Annotated in this window: 15 protein-coding genes; 11 read left to right on the top strand and 4 right to left on the bottom strand. The window is 63.5% G+C overall.

Features of this window, described 5'->3' with window-relative positions; all coding sequences use genetic code 11:
* On the top strand, positions 1-2,441 hold a 2,441-nt coding region (locus tag HALO32_RS18025; RefSeq protein WP_225810109.1), incomplete at its 5' end, for a DUF5801 repeats-in-toxin domain-containing protein.
* Positions 2,442-2,561: 120 nt separating this feature from the next.
* On the top strand, positions 2,562-2,900 hold the full coding sequence (locus HALO32_RS16260) for a hypothetical protein (protein ID WP_040187146.1): 339 nt from the start codon (positions 2,562-2,564) through the stop codon (positions 2,898-2,900).
* Between the two features lie 69 nt (positions 2,901-2,969).
* Here HALO32_RS16260 and HALO32_RS16265 read toward each other — a convergent pair whose 3' ends face one another.
* From HALO32_RS16265 to HALO32_RS16280, 4 genes are all read right to left on the bottom strand, one after another.
* Positions 2,970-4,886 (bottom strand): EAL domain-containing protein, encoded by a 1,917-nt coding sequence (locus HALO32_RS16265; protein WP_151444941.1) that lies wholly within the window; start codon positions 4,884-4,886, stop codon positions 2,970-2,972.
* 59 nt (positions 4,887-4,945) lie between these two features.
* Positions 4,946-5,653, bottom strand: a complete 708-nt coding sequence (locus HALO32_RS16270) for a transglutaminase-like cysteine peptidase (protein WP_151444942.1) — start codon at positions 5,651-5,653, stop codon at positions 4,946-4,948.
* Between the two features lie 150 nt (positions 5,654-5,803).
* Entirely contained in the window at positions 5,804-6,970 is a 1,167-nt protein-coding gene (locus HALO32_RS16275; RefSeq protein ID WP_151444943.1) for a 1-acyl-sn-glycerol-3-phosphate acyltransferase, read from the bottom strand.
* Between the two features lie 26 nt (positions 6,971-6,996).
* Positions 6,997-7,929 carry a recombination-associated protein RdgC gene (locus HALO32_RS16280; protein ID WP_151444944.1) on the bottom strand — a complete coding sequence of 311 codons (933 nt, stop codon included), beginning with the start codon at positions 7,927-7,929 and terminating at the stop codon, positions 6,997-6,999.
* A 163-nt stretch (positions 7,930-8,092) separates the two neighbouring features.
* On the opposite strand from HALO32_RS16280, the gene HALO32_RS16285 reads away from it, so the two are divergent.
* From HALO32_RS16285 to HALO32_RS16325, 9 genes are all read left to right on the top strand, one after another.
* Complete coding sequence (locus HALO32_RS16285; RefSeq protein WP_151444945.1) at positions 8,093-8,512, top strand: acyl-CoA thioesterase; 420 nt, start codon at positions 8,093-8,095, stop codon at positions 8,510-8,512.
* 118 nt (positions 8,513-8,630) lie between these two features.
* The gene (gene gyrA / locus HALO32_RS16290) at positions 8,631-11,381 is read left to right on the top strand and encodes a DNA gyrase subunit A (protein ID WP_151444946.1); all 2,751 of its coding nucleotides are present in this window, start codon (positions 8,631-8,633) and stop codon (positions 11,379-11,381) included.
* A 15-nt stretch (positions 11,382-11,396) separates the two neighbouring features.
* Complete coding sequence (serC, locus tag HALO32_RS16295; RefSeq protein WP_151444947.1) at positions 11,397-12,500, top strand: 3-phosphoserine/phosphohydroxythreonine transaminase; 1,104 nt, start codon at positions 11,397-11,399, stop codon at positions 12,498-12,500.
* Positions 12,501-12,603: 103 nt separating this feature from the next.
* Positions 12,604-13,695 (top strand): prephenate dehydratase, encoded by a 1,092-nt coding sequence (gene pheA, locus HALO32_RS16300; RefSeq protein WP_151444948.1) that lies wholly within the window; start codon positions 12,604-12,606, stop codon positions 13,693-13,695.
* A gap of 2 nt (positions 13,696-13,697) precedes the next feature.
* The gene (locus HALO32_RS16305; RefSeq protein ID WP_151444949.1) at positions 13,698-15,995 is read left to right on the top strand and encodes a bifunctional prephenate dehydrogenase/3-phosphoshikimate 1-carboxyvinyltransferase; all 2,298 of its coding nucleotides are present in this window, start codon (positions 13,698-13,700) and stop codon (positions 15,993-15,995) included.
* Positions 15,992-16,696 carry a (d)CMP kinase gene (gene cmk, locus HALO32_RS16310; RefSeq protein WP_151444950.1) on the top strand — a complete coding sequence of 235 codons (705 nt, stop codon included), beginning with the start codon at positions 15,992-15,994 and terminating at the stop codon, positions 16,694-16,696. Before HALO32_RS16305 ends, cmk begins: the two co-directional genes overlap by 4 nt.
* Before the next feature lie 194 nt (positions 16,697-16,890).
* Positions 16,891-18,567, top strand: a complete 1,677-nt coding sequence (gene rpsA, locus HALO32_RS16315) for a 30S ribosomal protein S1 (protein ID WP_151444951.1) — start codon at positions 16,891-16,893, stop codon at positions 18,565-18,567.
* A gap of 312 nt (positions 18,568-18,879) precedes the next feature.
* On the top strand, positions 18,880-19,266 hold the full coding sequence (locus HALO32_RS16320) for a histone-like nucleoid-structuring protein, MvaT/MvaU family (RefSeq protein ID WP_151444952.1): 387 nt from the start codon (positions 18,880-18,882) through the stop codon (positions 19,264-19,266).
* A 119-nt stretch (positions 19,267-19,385) separates the two neighbouring features.
* Positions 19,386-19,700 (top strand): hypothetical protein, encoded by a 315-nt coding sequence (locus tag HALO32_RS16325; RefSeq protein WP_225810112.1) that lies wholly within the window; start codon positions 19,386-19,388, stop codon positions 19,698-19,700.
* Positions 19,701-19,725 lie beyond the last annotated feature (25 nt).

Genomic DNA, 19,725 nt, shown 5'->3' on the forward strand with positions numbered 1-19,725 from the left:
GCGTCCTGCAGGTGGAGCTGACCGTCGAGGACAACGATGGCGATACGGCCAGCGACAGCGTGGAGCTGGGCAACCTGATCAGCTTCGAGGACGACGGTCCGACGGTTACTACCTTTGCCGCCCAGCAAGAAGCTGCGCTGGTTCTGGATGAATCGGCTGGCCCTGATACTGTTGCCGACCCCAACGCGGGTGATGAGGCGGACACCGATGACACGGATGCTATCGGCTATGCCACCCTGGCTGGCGATGACCTGTTCACCATCACGGTGGACGGTGGCGCCGACGGTGAGAACGCCGACGCGCGCAGTTTCGCCTTGAGCTTGGTCCTGGGCGAGGGCGAGAGCACGGTCGACTCTGGCCTGTCGGCCACTGACGGTGGCGCCATTCTGCTGTCGATGGACGGTGATGATGTGGTGGGCAAGGACGGTGACGACGACACCGTGTTCCGCATCGAGATCGACGCCGATACCGGTGCCGTGACGGTGACCCAGTACGAAGCTATCGACCATGGTGACGATGACAACGATCACGACGCCTCGCTTAGCATGGCCACTGGCGTCCTGCAGGTGGAGCTGACCGTCGAGGACAACGATGGCGATACGGCCAGCGACAGCGTGGAGCTGGGCAACCTGATCAGCTTCGAGGACGACGGTCCGAACTTCATCAGCCCCGACATCGGTTTCCTGGTCAATGATCCGGACTCTGCCTTCAATACCTTCGTAGGCAAGCTCGATCTAGATGGTCAAGTCGAGGACAATTTTGGTGCTGACCAAGACGGCAAGGTACGTTTCAGTGCGACAAATGGTACTGAAACTACGCTGACTTCGAATGGCGCAATTATCTATCTGTACGTTAGCGAGGACGGTCAGACGCTAATTGGCTCAACCTTTGGAGATGGAGGAAGCGCGGGTAGCTCTGACGTTCAAGCGGAGGAGGTGTTTACTGTCAACCTGAGCGTGGACCCTGAGGGTGAAGACACTTATGATTTCACGCTTCATCAGCAGATTGATGGCGGTGCTGGCAGCTTTACCACCACGGAAGGTGACTATGACTTTTCTGGTGGTAACAAGAAGTGGGTATCTTTTGACTCGGATGATGGCCCTAACCAAGACATCCTGATCACACCTATCAATGGTTCAACAATTAATACAACTAACTCTGTTGGTGGCACTGCTGGTGTTGCGAACACCTTCGTGGGGCCTTCGAATGATGGAGACCAAGCTGTTCGAGTCGACTATGTGACGAATTTGGGTGGGACTGCATCATCCGGTGGGTCCTATGACGTGAATAATCCCAGTCATACATTTGATGGTCATTATACGGTTAATGGTGCAACTGCAATCTTGGTGGAAGCCGATGATACAACCATAAATATCAAGGCGTTTGATTATCCGGATGATTATAATGGTGATGTTGTCGGCGGAAGTGTTGCAGGCCATGAAGAAGATGTCGTTACCCGTGTGGTCATAAATTATCAGGGCGTAGAGGGAAGTCTTGATCTATCTGACTGGAACGTAGGTGATAGTGGTCAGATTGTGCTAGTTGATGATGCGGATGAAGTCGTTGACACTTACACGGTAACCTTGCAGGGGAGTGGTGTTGATATATCTGGCCTGGATGCAGGGGCTCAGGTCGGAGTCTCAACTCAGGATGGTTTCAATAGTGTCGAGTATCATTATGCCTCCGGTGGCGTGTTCCAGATAGGTGGTTTTGGTGGTGTTTCCTTCTCACCTGGTGATGCTATCGACTTTGGCATCGATCTCGATATAATCGACGGTGATGGCGACAGCCTGACCGTGATGGATGCCATTAAATTGCAGCTAGCCCCAGACAGTCATATCGTTCAGGAAGGAGGGGCTAGTGATGATACCTTGATGGTTGATGACAGCACCGAAGGAATGCTGCTGGGTGGTGATGGAGACGACGCCCTTACCGGTAATCAGGGCAATGACATCATCTATGGCGGCGACGGTAACGACACCATTGTGGGTGTGGGTGGTGATAACCTGCTTTACGGCGGTGCCGGCGACGATACCATCACGGGTGACACAGGCAACGACACCATTATCGGCGGAGCCGGCGACGACGAGTTGACCGGTGGCGGTGGCAACAACGTCTTCGTCTGGCACTTGGGTGACCAAGGCACCGATGGCAGCGAGGCTACCGACACCGTTATGGACTTCGACAGTAACGGGGGGGTAGATAAACTGGTCCTTTCCGATCTGCTGCAGGGCATGGAGACCGCTGATGATCTCTCAAGCTTCCTGCATGCCAAGCAAGACGGTGACAATACAGTTCTACATATCAGCTCAACAGGCGGGTTTGCTGAAGGGCAGTTTGATGCTGATGTTGTTGATCAGACCATCATCCTCAAGGATGTCGCCTACAGCGATACCTTGATTCAAGATATGCTCGGCAACGGCCAACTCGATATCGAGTAATCCCTTTCCACTCCCCCAAGCGCCCGGCAGTTCAATTGCCGGGCGCTTGCTTTCACACCATGCTGCACGGCTGCACGATCTGGCTTAGCATGCACGGTATAGCCAGAAAAGAGAGCTTCCATGTACATCAAACGCGACGATGAAGGCCACATCGCGCTGGTCAGCCGCGACGAGACGCCGGAGTGTAGCGAGTACCTAGCGGCGGATTCCCCGGAGCTGCTGGCCTTCCTGATGGAGGGCGAGAAGGGCAGGGGGCAGGCGCCTTTTCAGGCATCGGACCTGGCCTTCGTGCGGGTGCTGGAGGACGTGATCGAGCTGCTGATGGACAAGGGCGTGATCAGCTTCACTGATCTGCCGGAGCCGGCTCAGGAGAAGGTGATGGAGCGCCAGTCGCTGCGTCGCCGGCTCAATGGGCTTCAGTTGATGTCCGGCAGCGACGAGGGAAGCGGGGTGATCTAGACCCGAAGAAACAGCACAGAAGACGACAGCACGGGCCGGCATCTTTCAGAATGCCGGCCCGTGTTGTGTTCAGCCTGCGGGCTTGTCGTGCTGGCGGATGCCGGGGCCGGTGGCGCCATCCAGACCCAACTCGTAGAGCATCCGGGCCTCTTCCAGGTTCACGACCCCCTCACCGATGGCCAGTATCCCCAGCGAATGACAGAGCGTGGCCATGCCGCGCAGGATGGTCTGCTGCTCGGCGCTCTGGTCGATGTCCTTGACCAGGGACCCGTCGATCTTGAGATAGGCCAGGCCCAGGTCCTGCAGGTCGGCGATGCGAGTGAATTCGGCGCCGACATGCTCCAGGCCGAGCTTGCAACCCAGCGGCTGCAGGGCGCGGCACAGGCTGCGGAAGCTGGCCAGGTCATGGATCGCCATGGATTCGGGGATTTCCAGCCAGAGCCGCTCGGCGACATCAGGCCGTGACCTGAGACGGGCCTGAAGCTCCATGACGAAGCGCGCATCCTGGATCGAGGCAGCCGAGATGTTGATGCCCAGAGGCTTGCCGCGCTGGGTGATGTCGCGAACCGCTTCGTCCACTACCGCCAGGTCGAGCTGGCGATCGAGCTCGAGCCGCGAGATCCAGGGCATGAAGATCCCGGCGGGCTGCCACTCGCTGTTCAGCCGCAGCCGCGAGGGGCTCTCGAAGTGCAGCAATTCTCCCTTTTTGTCCAGTACCGGATAGTGGGCCAGGTAGATGCCCTTGGCCATGGCCTCCTTGAGGGCGCGGCGCCATTCGTCGTGGCTGGTGAACAGACTGCGGCGCTGGGGACCCTGGGCGATGACCAGGCCCGTGTCACCGCGAATCTCGGCGGAAGACAGGGCGCCGTCCAGGCTGGCCAGCAGTTCGTTCATCTGGTTTCCCTGGGCGTAGTCGACCAGCGCCGCGGGCAGGCCGAGGGGAACCTGACGGTGCTCTCTCAAGGCGGCGAGACGCTTGCCGAGCTCATGGCGTAGCTGTTCCAGGTCATGAGCGTCGGGCAGCAGCAGGGCGAAGTCGCTGCCATTGAGCCGGCCCACGACCCCGCCACCGAGGACCTTGCCGAACTGGTCCAGGCCACTGGCCAGTTCCTTCAGCAAGGCATCGGTGTCGCGATGTCCGAGACGTTCGTTGATCTCTGCCAGGCGGGCGAGGCGTACCAGGGCGAGCGTGCCGCTGGCCCGGGAGTCCTGGCTCTCCAGGTGGATCTGCAGTTGGGCGAGGAAGGCCTCGCGCTTGAGGACGCCGGTCACGCCGTCGTGCTGCAGTCGCCGGCGCAGGAGGTCGAGTTTCTGGCTCTCTTCGCCCAGCATGTTCCGCACGGCGGCGGAGAGCTGGTTCATGGCCAGTACGACCTCGCGCAGCTCGCGCGTGCGCGGGGCGGGAATGGTGGTGAAGCGCCGATCGCCGATATGCAGGGCCTGCTCGACGACATTGCGCAGCGGGCGGCGAATGGTCCGCACGATCCACCAGGCCAGCAGCAGGCTGAGGGCGCCGGCCAGGGCGAACCAGCCGACCAGTTCCAGGCTGCTGCGCCACAGCGACCGGTAGGCGTAGCTGTGCTGGCTCTCGAGCGTGAGGGTGCCGAACTGTCGCCAGCCGTCCTGGATGACGGCCTGTCCCGCGGGAACATCGAAGTCCACCAGATCGACGAACCAGGCCGGCACGTCCTCGATGGCCTCGCCAGCGCTGCGTTGCTCGATGATCTCGCCCTGGGGGTCGCGCAGCTCTATCTGCCGATAGTGGCCGGTATCGAACTGGGCGGCTATCAGCAGCTCCAGGGTCACCGGGTCCTTGGGCATCTGACTCATGGTCAGCGCCAGGGCATTGGCGTTATCGGCATTCTTGATGCGGACTTCCTGCTCGATGTAAGCCCGGCTGGAACTGACCCCGATGAAGAGGCTGCCACCGAAGGCGAGCAGCAGCAGTATGCCGATGGTCAGCCAGAGCTGCTTGATAAGCGACATCGTGCTTCCCTCTTGTGATAGGTCGGCTTGCAGGTCGGTTGTGCGTCGGCGACCCCCAATCAGATGAATCCCTGGTCCTGCATGCGTCCGATCACGCTGCGCCAGCGCGACAGGCGCGCTACCGGGTCCGCACGTGACCGGGTCGAGCCGCCGGCCCAGAGGCCGCTGCTGTTGAAGCTGAACAGCGGGTCCAGGTCGTCGCGAAGTGAACCGCGAGTGATGGTGGGCTGCAGGTTGTCGAGTACCAGCGGATCCGCTGCCGGCGTCTCGTAGTAGCCCAGCACCATGTGGGCCTGAGTGATACCGCTGCGGCCGATGCGGGCCTTGACGTAGATCATGCGTAACTCATCCCCCGGCACTCCCAACTCCTTGAGCGTGATGTACTTGGCAATGGAGTAGTCCTCGCAGTCCCCCTGGCCACGGCCCAGGGTCTCCAGCGGCGTGGCCCAGTAGTCTTCCTGACCCCAGATGTCGATATCATCCAGCCAGCGGACGCGCCGATTGAAGAAGTCGTTGACCTCGCGCAGGCGGGTCTCCAGGCCGGCGGTACGCAGCCGCTCCAGCAGTGCAAACCACGCCTCGAGGCTTGCCAGTCCCCTCTCGCCGTACTGGGCCTGCATGCTGCGGCGCAGGCGCTGTGGCGAGAGGTTGGCCCCGACGCTAGCGGGACCAAGCCCCAGGCCGACGGCCAGCCCCAGGCTGCCGAGCCCCGCCAGGAAACGACGGCGCCCGGGCGAGGCGAGTGTCCGGATGAGAGGCGACGTCATGGAGCTGGCCTGTATGGGCATTGGCTCAAGTCTAGGGGGGGAGCCCTCCTAATGCGAGTGGCCCGGAGCCAAGAGGTCGAGAGTTTCCGCGCTTGTCGGGGCTTCGCCTGAGTGATCACGCCGCACGTCTCATGCCCCCTGCCTCGATTCTCAGCGGCAGCGTCCCGCCTTGTTGAGCACGGGGTTGGCATACTGGGTCAGCCACCAGTGGCGGAGTTCGTCGGGCACCGTATGCAGACGCGCCTGGAAGCGGGCGCGGTCGGCGTCGCTGATCTCGCTCAGGTCGAGCAGATCCGGGGCCTCGCCCAAGGCCTGCAGGGCCAGGTAGTGGCTGGGAAAGAGGTGATAGCCGGCGAGCACCTGGCGATCGATCTCGGCGGCCGCGGCATCGGGGTCGTGGAACGCCGCCGTGAGCGGGGTGCCGAAGGTGAGCTGCACCCGCCCCTTGTGGCCGGTGATGCCGGCGACGATGGAGCTGATGTCCTCGAACTCGCTCTTCTCGTAGTTGCCGCTGGTCTGCATGGCGTGCAGTTCCCGGGCCTTCTGCAGGTCGCAGGGGTCGTACTCGTAACTGATCGACACTGGCACCAGGCGCAGTTCGGCGATGGCCTCGCCGATGCTTGCGTCCCGCGATTTACCGCGCCGGGCCATGGTCAGCATCTTGATGATCGCCGGGTCGGTGCGGTCGATGCCATCCTTGGCGCGCCCCTCGCGCTGGGCCATCCAGATGGAGTGGTTGTCCTCGAGAATGGAGTGGCGGATATAGGCCGAGAGGTTCTGGTAGGCAACCAGCATGGCCCGCTTGCCTCGGGCGCTGCGCGGCACGATGAAGCTCTTGTTGAGCCGCATCAGGTCGTTGACGTAGGGCTTCTTGAGCAGATTGTCGCCGATGGCGATGCGTACGGTATCGCGTCCGGCCAGGTAGAGGGCGTAGTTGACGAAGGCCGGGTCCAGCGAGATGTCACGATGGTTGCCGATGAAGAGATACGCTCTGTCCGGGTCCAGCGAATCGAGCCCCTCCACCCGAAAGATGTCGGTGGAGGTGCGGATCATGCGCTGCATGTAGTGGGCGATGCGCATCTGGAAATCATTCACGCTGGTGACGTTGCTTACCTCACGGCGGATGGCGACGCTGGCCAGAATGCGTGACAGGCGCGGCATGAAGCGGCTAAGTCGCGGCAGTCGATAGCGGGTCAGGGCATTGAGCAGCTCGGGATCATGGGCCAGGCGCGCGAGAACCTCGGCCACCTCGTCGTCCTGGTAGGGCCGGATCTCGGCCCAGGGGTCGGCTGCGGGGGTGTCGTGAGTCGTGGTCATGGTTACCAGGCTGTGGTCGGAAGCGGTCAGGCGCTGCGGGCGTCGCCGGCACTGCCGGCCTCGCCACCCAGCCACTCGATCAGGCGCTCGATGCTTTCCGCCAGCGCCTGGGTCATCAGGATGAAATCGGTCTCCAGGCGCACCAGGGCATCATCGCCATCATCGGTCTGGGACGCCTCGTCGATCAGGGCGTCGTCGAAACGCAGCGACTTGATCGCCAGATCGTCATGTAACACGAAGCTTAGTCGCCCTTCGATCGACAGTGCCAGTTTGCTGGCCTGGCGACCGCTCTCCAGCAGCTGCTGGATCTCGTCGCTGTCGAGGTCGACCTGGCGGGCACGCAGCACGCCATCGTCCCCCTTGGCCTTGAGCTCGACCTGGTCGCCCAGCACCAGATCAGCGGGGCGCTCGCTCGGGTCGCCGAGCCAGGTGGTCATGGCCCGCATGGGCAGCGTCTGGCTGGCCAGCGGGGTGACCTTGAGGCTGCCCAGGGTCTCGCGCAGCAGGTCGAGGAGTTCCTCGGCGCGCTTGCGGGAGCTGGCGTTGACGGCGATCAGCTGGCGGCGGTTGTCCCACCACAGGTCGACCTTCTGGCTGCGCACGAAGGCACGCGGCAGCAGCTCCTCATAGACCTCTTCCTTGATGGCCAGCTTCTCCTTGCGAGGCAGCTTGCGGCCCTCGCGGGTCTCGATGGCTTCGCTGCGCTCCTCGACCTCCTCGCGGACCACCGAGGCGGGCAGGATGCGTTCCTGGCGCAGGGCGGTGATCAGACGCTGGCCCTGCAGCTCGTGCAACAGCTGCGTGCCGGCCCGACCGGCCGGAGCGGACCACCCGAGGCGGCGCGCTTCGCTACCTCCCAGAGGGCGAAAGGCCTGTTCGCCCAGGGCCGTTTCCAGGCTGTCGGCATCCAGCTCCGGAGCGTCGTGCAGGCGATAGAGATGCAAGTGCTTGAACCACATGGAGCATTTCCCGAGAGAAAAGGGGGCACATTATGGCCAAAGGGAGGCGCCTGTGCCAGCGCATGAGAGAGCAGCGCAAGATATCGACGTTCAAACGATGGTTTGAATATCGATTGCCACTTTGACTAGACTCGAGGCTTTTCCTGTCAAGTAGCACGCCAGCATGGATTCCCGCATCTCTCGCAGTACCCTGCGAGTCAGAGGCTATCATCTGGATGGTTATGGCCATGTGAACAATGCCCGCTATCTGGAATTCCTGGAGGAGGGCCGCTGGGCCTACTTCGACGACCGTCCCGGGCTGGCCGCCTTCCTGCAGAAGCGCGACGTGGCCTTCGTCGCGGTCAATCTCAATATCGACTATCGGCGTGCCGCCGTTGCCGGCGACGATCTGGAAGTCCTGACGCGGCTTGCCGAGCTCGGGTCGCGACGTGCTCGCATGCACCAGGAGGTCTGTCGCGTGCGGGACGGCAAGACGGTGGCCAGCGCCGACATCACCTTCGTGCTGCTCGATGTGGCAACGAATCGCGCGACCGAGATCGACGGCGAGATTCGCAAGGCCATGGCAGCGCTGGTCTTGCCGTAGCCCCTTGCACAGCTCCCTTTGCACCCGCCGGGATGGTATGATGTCAGGCTGATATTGCGCGCCATGTCTCGGCCACGTGGCGCGCCAACCTGTTGCAGTGCAAAGGATTCGACGACCCATGGGTGACATCGCCAGAGAGATTCTGCCAGTCAATATCGAGGACGAGCTCAAGCAGTCGTACCTCGATTACGCGATGAGCGTGATCATCGGCCGTGCGCTGCCTGACGTGCGCGATGGCTTGAAGCCGGTGCACCGGCGCGTGCTGTTTGCCATGCACGAGCTCGGCAACGACTGGAACAAGCCGTACAAGAAGTCCGCCCGTGTGGTGGGCGATGTCATCGGTAAGTATCACCCGCATGGTGACAGCGCTGTCTATGACACCATCGTGCGCATGGCCCAGGACTTCTCGATGCGCCACGTGCTGGTCGACGGCCAGGGCAACTTCGGTTCCATCGACGGCGACAGTGCCGCCGCCATGCGTTACACCGAGGTGCGTATGGCCCGGCTCGCCCATGAGCTGCTGGCCGACCTGGAGAAGGATACCGTCGACTGGGTCGACAACTATGACGGAACCGAGCGCATTCCCGATGTGCTGCCGACCAAGGTCCCCAACCTGCTGATCAACGGCTCGTCGGGTATCGCCGTGGGCATGGCGACCAACATCCCGCCGCATAACATGGCCGAGATCATCAGCGCCTGTCTGGCGCTGATCGACGACTACACCCTCACCGTCGACGACCTGATCGAGCACGTGCCCGGCCCGGACTTCCCCACCGCCGGCATCATCAACGGGCGCGCCGGCATCCTCGAGGCCTACCGCACCGGTCGCGGGCGCATCTATGTGCGGGCCCGCCACACCATCGAGCATGACGACAAGACCGGTCGCGACCACATCATCGTCAACGAGCTTCCCTACCAGGTAAACAAGGCGCGACTGATCGAGAAGATCGCCGAGCTGGTCAAGGAGAAGAAGATCGAGGGGATCGCCGAGCTGCGCGACGAGTCCGACAAGGACGGCCTGCGGGTGGTGATCGAGGTCAAGCGCGGCGAGTCCGGCGAGGTGGTGGTCAACAACCTCTTTGCCCAGACCCAGCTGCAGACCGTCTTCGGCATCAACATGGTGGCCATCGAGGATGGCCAGCCGAAGATCATGAACCTCAAGGAGATTCTCGAGGCCTTCATTCGCCACCGCCGTGAGGTGGTGACCCGGCGTACCTTGTTCGAGCTCAAGAAGGCTCGCGAGCGCGGTCATATCCTCGAGGGCCTGGCCGTCGCCATCTCCAACATCGATGAGGTGATCGCGCTGATCAAGGCCTCGCCGAACGCCTCCGAGGCCAAGGAGAAGCTGCTGGCCCAGTCCTGGCAGCCGGGACAGGTCACCGCGATGCTGGAGCGTGCCGGGGCCACGTCGTGCAAGCCGGAGAACCTGGAGGAGGGCTTCGGCCTCAGCCAGACCGGCAGCGAGTACCGCCTGTCGCCGGCCCAGGCCCAGGCCATCCTCGAATTGCGCCTGCACCGCCTGACCGGTCTCGAGACCGAGAAGCTGCTCGACGAGTACCTCTCGATCCTCGAGAAGATCGCCGAGCTTACCGCCATCCTGGCCTCCGCCGAACGGCTGCTCGAGGTGATCCGCGAAGAGCTGAATGCCGTTCGCGACCAGTTCAGCAACCCGCGCAAGACCGAGATCCAGGCCAGCCATCTCGACCTGCGCCTCGAGGACCTGATCGCCGAAGAGGACATGGTGGTCACGGTGTCGCGCACCGGCTACGCCAAGACCCAGCCGCTCTCCGACTACCACGCCCAGCGCCGCGGCGGGCGCGGCAAGTCGGCCACGGCCATGAAGGACGAGGACGTCATCGAGCACCTGCTGGTGGCCTCGACCCATGACACCGTGCTGCTGTTCTCCAATCGCGGCAAGGTCTACTGGCTCAAGGTCTACGAGATGCCCGTCGCCAGCCGAGGCTCGCGGGGCAAGCCGCTGGTCAACCTGCTGCCGCTGGACGAGGGCGAGGCGATCAACGCTATCCTGCCGGTGCGTGACTACCATGCCGACAACTACATCTTCTTCGCCACCGCTCGCGGCACCGTCAAGCGCACCAGCCTCGAGCAGTTCTCGCGGCCGCGTAGCGTCGGCCTGATTGCCATCGACCTGGATGAGGGCGACCGCCTGGTGGGTGCCGCCATTACCACGGGCAGCGACCATGTCATGCTGCTCTCGTCCAACGGCAAGGCGATCCGCTTCGAGGAGTCCAACGTGCGTGCCATGGGCCGCACCGCCCGTGGCGTGCGTGGCATGCGGTTGCTCGGGAAGGCCGAGGTGATCAGCCTGATCATCCCGCAGAGCCAGCAGATCGATGCCGAGGCCGGTGTGGAAAGCGAGGCCGAGGTCGAGGCCGAGGAGGGGACGAGCGTCGAGAACGGCAACGGCGGCCAGATCTATATCCTCACCGCCAGCGAGAACGGCTATGGCAAGCGCACTCGCCTCGAGGAGTTCCCGCTGCGCGGGCGCGGCGGCCAGGGCGTGATCGCCATGCAGACCAGCGAACGCAATGGTGCCCTGGTGGCGGCCATGCAGGTCTACCCGACCGACGAGATGATGCTGATCACCGACCGCGGCACCCTGGTGCGCACTCGCGTCGAGGAGGTCTCGATCACCTCGCGCAACACCCAGGGCGTGATGCTGATCCGTCAGGGCAACGACGAGAAGCTGGTCAAGACCGTACGCATCGACGAGCCCGAAGAGACCGTGGCGGCATCGCCGGAGGCGGTAGACGAGACCGACCAGGCCACCGGCGCGGCGTCATCCGACGAGGGGGCGCCGACGGCCGGTGCGGAAGAAGATGCCGACGGTGAGCCAGACCAGGAATAAGGACAGGCAACACTGATGACACGTCACTACAACTTCTGTGCCGGCCCGGCCGCGCTGCCCACGCTCGTTCTAGAGAGAGCCCGGGACGAGCTGCTGGACTACCAGGGTCGCGGCCTCTCGGTGATGGAGATGAGCCATCGCAGCGAGGCGTTCGTCGCCATCGCCGAGCGGGCCGAAGCCGACCTGCGCGAGCTGCTGGCCATTCCCGACCACTATCGGGTGCTCTTCACCCAGGGCGGGGCCAGCCTGCAGTTTGCTGCGGTGCCCTACAACCTGCTGGGGGCCGGCGGCACGCCCAACTTCCTGCATACCGGCATCTGGGGCAAGAAGGCGATCAGCGAGGCCCGCCATCTGTTCGGCGCTGTCCACCTGGCCGCCAGCAGCGAGGAGAACGGCCACAGTGCCGTTCCACGTCAGGAAGACATCGTTCTCTCCGAGGACGCCGCCTACCTGCACTACACCGCCAACGAGACCATCGGCGGTCTCGAGTTCGACTATATTCCCGAGGCGAGGCGGCCGGATGGCACACCGGTACCGCTGGTCTGCGACATGTCCTCGAGCCTTCTTTCCGGGCCCCTTGATGTCTCCCGGTTCGGCGTGATCTATGCCGGCGCCCAGAAGAACATCGGGCCCGCCGGCCTGGTGGTGGTGATCGTGCGCGATGACCTGCTGGACCAGGCCCGTGGCGACATGCCGTCACTCTTCGGCTACAAGACGCTCAGCGAGGCGGGCTCGATGGTCAACACCCCGGCGACCTACAGCTGGTACCTGGCGGGGCGCGTCTTTGACTGGTTGCAGCGCGATATCGGCGGGCTGGCAGCCATGGACGCCATCAACACCCGCAAGGCGGCCCGTCTCTATGCCGCCATCGACGGCAGCGGGCTCTATGCCAATCCGATCACGCTGCGCAACCGCTCGCGGATGAACGTGCCCTTCGTGCTTGCTGACCCCGGACTGGACCGTCCCTTCCTGGAGGAGGCCGAGGCGGCGGGGCTACTCAACCTCAAGGGACACCGCAGCGTCGGTGGCATGCGGGCCAGCCTCTACAACGCCGTGCCCGAAGCCGCCGTCGAGGCCTTGATCGACTTCATGGCCGATTTCGAGAAGCGGCATGGGTAAGCTTCGATTTGGGGTCAGACCCTTAAATGGACTTAGGGGTCTTTATCCCAAAGTCCATTTAAGGGTCTGACCCCGATGACTCAACTAACTCAGGGGACAAAAAATGACCGACACCCCCAAAAACCTCGAAGCGCTCCGCCAGCGCATCGATGCCCTGGACAACGACATCCTGCGCCTGATCAGCGAACGGGCGGCCTCCGCTCAACAGGTGGCCGAGATCAAGGCGGACCATGAACCCGGTTCGGTCTTCTACCGGCCCGAACGCGAGGCCCAGGTGCTGCGCCGGATCATGGAGCTCAACAAGGGCCCCCTGGACAGCGAGGAGATGGCGCGGCTGTTCCGCGAGATCATGTCGGCCTGCCTGGCTCTCGAGCAGCCGGTCAAGGTCGCCTACCTGGGGCCGGAGGGCACCTTCACCCAGCAGGCTACCATCAAGCACTTCGGCGAGAGTGCGATCAGCCTGCCGATGGCCGCCATCGATGAGGTGTTCCGCGAGGTAGAGGCCGGCGCCGTCAACTACGGCGTGGTGCCGGTGGAGAACTCCACCGAGGGGGTGATCAACCATACCCTGGATTCCTTCATGGACTCCGGGCTTCGCATCTGCGGCGAGGTGGTGCTGCGTATCCACCACCATCTGCTGGTGGCCGAGACCACGCGTCGGGACAAGGTGTCACGGATCTACTCCCATCCGCAGTCCTTCGCCCAGTGTCGCAAGTGGATCGACGCCCACTTCCCCCAGGCCGAGCGGGTGCCGGTCTCCTCCAACGCCGAGGCTGCTCGCCTGGTCAAGACCGAGTGGCACAGCGCCGCCATCGCCGGCGACATGGCCGCCAAGCTCTACGGGCTCGCCAGGCTGGCCGAGAAGATCGAGGACCGGCCGGACAACTCGACCCGCTTCCTGATCATCGGTAACCAGGATGTGCCCATCTCGGGCGAGGACAAGACGTCGCTGGTGGTCGCCATGCGCAACCAGCCGGGGGCCCTGCACGACCTGCTCGAGCCCTTCCATCGCCACCAGATCGACATGACGCGCCTCGAGACGCGCCCGTCGCGCACCGGCGTGTGGAACTACGTGTTCTTCATCGACTTCAAGGGGCATCGCGAGGAGCCGCGCGTCGCGGCCATGCTCGAGGAGGTCCAGCTGCGTGCGGCCGAGGTGAAGGTGCTCGGCTCCTACCCGGTGGGCGTGCTCTAGGCATGACAGTAGCGCTTCGCGAGTCACGCATCCTGATCGTCGGCCTGGGGTTGATCGGCGGCTCGCTGGCCGCCGCCCTTCGACAGGCGGGCTTCGGGCGCCTCGATAGCCATGAAGCCGGCGTGGGGGGGGCGGTTGAGAGAGCCGAGATCCTCGCCTGCGATCCGGATGCCGACGAGATCGCCCGCGGCATTGAGATGGGCCTGATCGATCGCGGCGACACCCGTCTCGAGACGATGGTCGAGGGCGCGACCCTGGTGGTGCTGGCCGTGCCCGTGCTGGCCATGGCCGGTGTCATGAAGGCCCTGGCCGCCTGCCTGGATCGCGCCGCCCCGACTGTCGTTGTCACCGATGTGGGCAGCACCAAGGCGGCGATCCGCGAGGCCGCCGTGGCTGCCTTCGGGCGCATGCCGGCCAGCCTGGTGCTCGGCCATCCCATCGCCGGCTCGGAGAAGAGCGGAGTCGCGGCCGCCGATCCCGAGCTCTATGCAGGCCACAAGGTGATTCTCACCCCCGAGCCGGATACCGACCCGGCCGCCACGGCCAGGGTGCGCGCGCTCTGGGCAACCACCGGAGCCGAGGTGCTGGAGATGGACGTGGCGCGCCATGATCAGGTGCTGGCACGGACCAGCCATCTCCCGCACCTGCTGGCCTTCTCGCTGGTGGACACCCTGGCCCGCCAGGACGAGCGCCTGGAGATCTTTCGCTACGCCGCCGGCGGCTTTCGCGACTTTACCCGCATCGCCGGCAGCGACCCGGTGATGTGGCGGGATATCTTCATCGCCAATCGCGACGCCGTCCTCGCCTCGCTTGACGACTTCGACGTCGGCATTGCCCGGCTGCGGCGCGCGGTGGAGCGCGGTGACGGCGATGCCATGCTGGCGACTTTCGACCGGGCGAGTCACGCACGACACTATTTCGAATCCCTGCTCAACCAGACCAGCTATCAGGCGGAGTATCAGATGCAACAACACGGCAAGCTGCGCTATCGGGTGAGTCCCGGCGGTGGTGTTATCGGGCGAATTCGCGTGCCCGGCGACAAGTCGATCTCCCACCGCTCCATCATGCTCGGGGCGCTGGCCGAGGGCGTCACCGAGGTGAAGGGCTTTCTCGAGGGCGAGGATAGCCTGGCCACCCTGCAGGCCTTTCGCGAGATGGGCGTGGCCATTGAAGGCCCGCATCAGGGGCGGGTCACCGTGCATGGCGTGGGCATGCAGGGCCTCAAGGCACCTTCCGGACCGCTCTACGTGGGCAATGCCGGTACCGCCATGCGACTGTTTGCCGGGTTGCTGGCCGGCCAGGCGTTCGATACCGAGCTGACCGGAGATGCCTCGCTGACCCGGCGGCCCATGGGGCGGGTGGCCGATCCACTGCGCCTCATGGGCGCCGAGATCGATACCGCCGAGGGAGGGCGTCCGCCGCTGCATATCCACGGCGGCAAGGCGCTCAAGGGCATCCGCTACGACATGCCCATGGCCAGCGCCCAGGTGAAGTCCTGCCTGCTGCTGGCCGGCCTGTATGCCGAGGGCGAGACGCGGGTGCGCGAGCCGGCGCCGACCCGGGACCATACCGAACGCATGCTGTCAGGCTTCGGTTACGAGGTGCATCGCGACGGCGACACCTGCTGGCTGCAGGGCGGGGGCCAGCTGATCGCCGCGCCCATCGATGTGCCCAGCGACGTCTCGTCCGCCGCCTTCTTCCTGGTGGCGGCGGCCATCACCCCGGGGGCGGACCTGGTACTCGAACATGTCGGCATCAACCCGACCCGTATCGGCGTGATCAATATCCTCCAGCTGATGGGCGCTGACCTGCGCCTGGAGAACGAACACGAGGTGGGCGGCGAGCCGGTGGCCGATCTGCATATCCGCTACGCGCCGCTCAAGGGCATCGATATCCCCGTCGATCAGGTGCCGTTGGCCATCGACGAGTTCCCGTCGCTGTTCGTGGCCGCGGCCAATGCCGAAGGTACGACGCGCCTGCGGGGCGCCGAGGAACTGCGCGTCAAGGAGTCCGACCGTCTGCAGGCCATGGCCGATGGCCTGGCCACGCTGGGTGTGACGCACACCCTGTACGAGGATGGCATCGAGATCATCGGCGGTCACTATGGCGGCGGGCGGATCGACAGCCTGGGGGATCATCGCATCGCCATGGCCTTCACCGTCGCCGCCCTGCGCGCTGGCGGTGAGATCGTCATCGACGACTGCGCCAACGTGGCCACCTCCTTCCCCGGCTTTATCGACCTGGCACGTCGAGTCGGGCTGAGCCTTGTCGAAGAATCGTCCAGCGAGGAAGGCACATGAGCACGACGTCCGCTGCGAACGCGCCTCCCATCCTGACCATCGACGGCCCGGGCGGGGCCGGCAAGGGCACCATCAGCCGCCTGATCGCCGAGCGGCTGGGCTGGCACCTGCTGGACAGCGGGGCGCTCTATCGCCTGACCGCGCTGGCCGCCGTGAAACATGAGGTGCCGCTGGACGACGAGGCCGGCCTGGCCGAGGTGGCGCGCGACCTCGATGTGGTCTTCATCGCCGAGGAGGACGCCACCACCGTATTGCTGGAAGGGCAGGATGCCACGACCACGATCCGCACCGAGCAGGTGGGCGATGCGGCCTCCCGGGTCGCCGCGCTGCCCGCGGTGCGCCAGGCCCTGCTGCAGCGTCAGCGCGACTTCCACCAGGTGCCCGGTCTGGTCGCCGATGGCCGCGACATGGGCACCGTGGTATTCACGGAGGCACCGCTCAAGATATTTCTCACCGCGAGCGCCGAGGAACGGGCCCACCGCCGTCAGCGCCAGTTGCAGGACGCCGGGGTCGATGCTAGTCTATCGAGTCTTTTAAAGGAGATTCAGGCGCGCGATGCACGTGACACGCAGCGCAGTGTGGCCCCGCTCAAGCCGGCCGATGATGCCATCACGCTTGACACCACGCGCCTGACGATACCGGAAGTGGTGGATCGGCTGACGGAACTGCTGACCGAGCGCGGTCTGGCCCCCGACACCTGACTCTCCCTTGCGGCGCCTCCGGCAGGATGTAATGGCGTGATCCGGCAATTTCTGGTTGTACACAATTAGCCGTGAGCCGGGTCAGGTCGAACCAGCGCTAACATCCCCGGGGGCTTGGTAAATAAGGCCCGCACTCGCTGGTGGTGCGGAGAAGGCGGTAACGCCGTACTCAACGTTGATCACGTAGGAACATCATGAGCGAAAGCTTTGCTGAGTTGTTTGAACAGTCTCTCCAGGACATCAACATGGAGCCGGGCGCGATTGTCCCGGCAACTATCGTCGACATCGACGGTGACTGGGTCACCGTCAATGCCGGCCTGAAGTCAGAAGGTCAGATCCCCGCGGCCCAGTTCCGCGATGACAATGGCGAGCTGACCATCGCCATTGGCGATGAGGTTCATGTCGCCCTGGAAGCCGTCGAGGACGGGTTCGGCGAGACACGCCTGTCCCGCGAGAAGGCCAAGCGCGCCGAAGCGTGGAAGGTGCTGGAAGCCGCCTTCGAGAAGGAAGAGATCGTCAAGGGCGTGATCAACGGCAAGGTCAAGGGTGGCTTCACCGTCGACGTCGACTCCATCCGTGCCTTCCTGCCGGGTTCTCTGGTGGATGTCCGCCCCGTGCGCGACACCACCCACCTCGAGAACAAGGAACTCGACTTCAAGGTCATCAAGCTCGACGCCAAGCGCAACAACGTCGTCGTGTCCCGTCGCGCCGTGCTCGAGGCCGAGAACAGCGCCGAGCGTGAAGCGCTGCTGGCGACGCTGCAGGAAGGTCAGCAGATCATCGGTATCGTCAAGAACCTCACCGACTACGGCGCCTTCGTCGACCTGGGTGGCGTTGATGGCCTGCTGCACATCACCGACATGGCCTGGAAGCGCATCAAGCATCCGAGCGAAATCGTGGCAGTCGGCGACGAGATCAACGTCAAGGTGCTCAAGTTCGATCGAGAGCGCAATCGCGTTTCCCTGGGCTTGAAGCAACTGGGCGAGGATCCGTGGGTCAACATCAAGGATCGTTACCCGGAAGGCACCAAGGTGCATGCCACTGTCACCAACCTCACCGACTACGGCTGCTTCGCCGAGCTGGAAGAGGGTGTCGAGGGGCTGGTCCACGTCTCCGAGATGGACTGGACCAACAAGAACATCCATCCGTCCAAGGTCGTGCAGGTCGGCGACGATGTGGACGTCATGGTGCTGGACATCGACGAGGAGCGTCGCCGCATCTCCCTGGGCATCAAGCAGTGCACCACCAATCCGTGGGAAGACTTCAACGCGCGCTACAACAAGGGTGACCGCGTCACCGGCACCATCAAGTCGATCACCGACTTCGGTATCTTCATTGGCCTGGAAGGCGGTATCGACGGCCTGGTGCACCTCTCCGACATCTCCTGGACCGACACCGGCGAGGAAGCCGTTCGCCAGTTCAAGAAGGGCGACGAGGCGGAAGCCGTTATCCTCTCGATCGATCCGGAGCGTGAGCGCATCTCGCTGGGCATCAAGCAGCTCGATACCGACCCGGTGTCCGAGTTCCTGGCCGTCAACGACAAGGGCTCCATCGTCACCGGCCGCGTGATCGAGGTCGATGCCAAGGAAGCCCAGGTCGAGCTGGCCACCGATGTCGTCGCCGTACTCAAGGCCTCCGAGATCAGCGCCGACCGCGTCGAGGATGCCCGCAACGTGCTGAGCGAGGGCGACAGCGTCGAAGCCCGCATCATCGGGGTCGACCGCAAGAATCGTCAGATCGCCTTGTCCATCAAGGCCAAGGATCAGGACGACACGCGTCAGAACCTCAAGAAGCTGCGCGAGGAGTCGCCTGAGAGCGGTGGTCCGACCACCATCGGTGACCTTATCAAGCAGCAGATGGGCCAGGACTGATAGCCACGGGGACTCTGTCCTCCTGCTCGGCTCTGCTTGGCAAGTCAAGACGCCGCCCCTCGGGGCGGCGTCTTTGTGATCGTTCAATGTCTTTCATGCGGCGAAACAACTCTTGCCACGCGAATTGCCATTGCTCTTGTTCGATCAGTTCTCCGGAACGACTTGTTTTCATGTGTTCCTATTGATAAACATGCCGCTAGATTTCCTGTATCCTGTTAGACGAATTTCGAAACCATGTGCATAATGTTGCCAATGAAGTATTAAAAGGCAATAATGCCGCTGCATCCCGTCATCCCCGAAGGAACTCTTTATATGTCATCACTGCTTAGCAACTACATGCAGATGGAACAGCAGCTCAAGCAACTCCAGTCGGAACTGGACAAGCTGCAGAACGACGACCGCCTCAAGGCCGAGCTCGAGTTCAAGGAAAAGCTCGAAGCGCTGATGCGCGAGTACAACAAGAGTGCCGCCGACGTCATCGCCCTCATCGACCCCAAGCCGGCCACGTCGAATCGTAGCAGTGCCGCGGCCCCGGCGACCGGTGGTACCCGCCGCAAGCGCAAGCTGAAGATCTACAAGAATCCCAATACCGGGGAAGTCGTGGAAACCCGCGGCGGTAATCAGAAGACCCTCAAGGCCTGGAAGGACGAACACGGCTCCGACACTGTCGAGTCCTGGCTGGTGCGTGTCGAGGAGTGACTTGCGATACTTGAAGGCGCGCCGCCGTTCTTACGGGCGTCGGCGTTGTTCCCGAGTACTGACGGAGGCCTGCTTCTCTCTTCCCGCCAAGGCCTCCGTCTCGACACGATTGGAAACCAATGAAATCACCCAATCAGCGACAGCCCATGGATGAGCGCGAGAAGTTGCGCAAGTTTCGCGAACTCGATGATGCCTTCTCCGATGCACTGCGCGAACTCGAACGTCCCGATAGCAAACTCGATATTCCCACCGGCCCGCCGGTCCGCTCACTTGAATGCCTGGAACAGAAGGCGCGGGCCGCGCGCCAGGACGAGCAGGCTCTCCAGCGTGCCTTCGAGCAGCGTCTCAAGGCCCTGATGACCGAGTATGCCCAGCCGGCGGAGAGCGTCAGCTGCCTGCTGCGGACCCTCGAATCTCTTGGCCGGATTGCCTGACAAGCGCCTTCCCATGCCGTCAGTG

Source organism: Halomonas lysinitropha (assembly GCF_902500215.1).
GTDB classification, from domain to species: Bacteria; Pseudomonadota; Gammaproteobacteria; order Pseudomonadales; family Halomonadaceae; genus Halomonas; species Halomonas lysinitropha.

Bases quoted from the DNA above. Each gene is read 5' to 3' on its own strand.
- HALO32_RS16285 (WP_151444945.1), top strand. From the start codon at position 8,093: ATGGATTCCCGCATCTCTCGCAGTACCCTGCGAGTCAGAGGCTATCAT.
- cmk (WP_151444950.1), top strand. From the start codon at position 15,992: ATGAGCACGACGTCCGCTGCGAACGCGCCTCCCATCCTGACCATCGAC.
- HALO32_RS16320 (WP_151444952.1), top strand. From the start codon at position 18,880: ATGTCATCACTGCTTAGCAACTACATGCAGATGGAACAGCAGCTCAAG.
- rpsA (WP_151444951.1), top strand. From the start codon at position 16,891: ATGAGCGAAAGCTTTGCTGAGTTGTTTGAACAGTCTCTCCAGGACATC.
- HALO32_RS16265 (WP_151444941.1), bottom strand. From the start codon at position 4,886: ATGTCGCTTATCAAGCAGCTCTGGCTGACCATCGGCATACTGCTGCTG.
- pheA (WP_151444948.1), top strand. From the start codon at position 12,604: ATGACCGACACCCCCAAAAACCTCGAAGCGCTCCGCCAGCGCATCGAT.
- serC (WP_151444947.1), top strand. From the start codon at position 11,397: ATGACACGTCACTACAACTTCTGTGCCGGCCCGGCCGCGCTGCCCACG.
- HALO32_RS16280 (WP_151444944.1), bottom strand. From the start codon at position 7,929: ATGTGGTTCAAGCACTTGCATCTCTATCGCCTGCACGACGCTCCGGAG.
- HALO32_RS16270 (WP_151444942.1), bottom strand. From the start codon at position 5,653: ATGACGTCGCCTCTCATCCGGACACTCGCCTCGCCCGGGCGCCGTCGT.
- HALO32_RS16260 (WP_040187146.1), top strand. From the start codon at position 2,562: ATGTACATCAAACGCGACGATGAAGGCCACATCGCGCTGGTCAGCCGC.
- HALO32_RS16275 (WP_151444943.1), bottom strand. From the start codon at position 6,970: ATGACCACGACTCACGACACCCCCGCAGCCGACCCCTGGGCCGAGATC.
- gyrA (WP_151444946.1), top strand. From the start codon at position 8,631: ATGGGTGACATCGCCAGAGAGATTCTGCCAGTCAATATCGAGGACGAG.
- HALO32_RS16325 (WP_225810112.1), top strand. From the start codon at position 19,386: ATGAAATCACCCAATCAGCGACAGCCCATGGATGAGCGCGAGAAGTTG.
- HALO32_RS16305 (WP_151444949.1), top strand. From the start codon at position 13,698: ATGACAGTAGCGCTTCGCGAGTCACGCATCCTGATCGTCGGCCTGGGG.